Raw genomic sequence first — 363 nt, 5'->3', positions numbered from 1 at the left:
CTCGGCGAGGGTGTCGTCGCTCATGCCGCCGACGCGCTCCAGGGCCGAGCGGCGGAACGCGCCGACCGCGCCCGGGATCGTCGGCATGCACTGCAGGACGTCGTACATCGACAGGGCGCGGAAGAACTTGGCCACCGTGTCCAGATGGGTGCAGGGCACCTCATCGGCAGCCGACGCCGCCGGGGCGGGGGTGTTAAGGCGCTGGGGCATACGGGTGGCCTCCACAACTGGAACTATTCGCATGTCCGTATAGTATGGCGGCAATGAGATATTCGGCAAGACGCATAGCAGCGGGCCTGGAATCCCCGGGCTCCGCAGGAGAAGGCGGCATCGTGACCACGACGGAATCCGGCTACGACCTGG

1 protein-coding gene is annotated in these 363 nt (G+C 66.9%); it reads right to left on the bottom strand.

Annotated elements, in window-relative coordinates; translation table 11 throughout:
- The coding region (locus SZN_RS42150; protein ID WP_139063701.1) for a hypothetical protein at window positions 1-210 on the bottom strand (210 nt) is incomplete at its 3' end.
- Window positions 211-363 lie beyond the last annotated feature (153 nt).

The organism is Streptomyces zinciresistens K42, from assembly GCF_000225525.1.
Taxonomy (GTDB): domain Bacteria; phylum Actinomycetota; class Actinomycetes; order Streptomycetales; family Streptomycetaceae; genus Streptomyces; species Streptomyces zinciresistens.
Note: the sequence above shows the minus strand (reverse complement) of the source record. Positions and strands in the feature narration are given on the sequence as shown.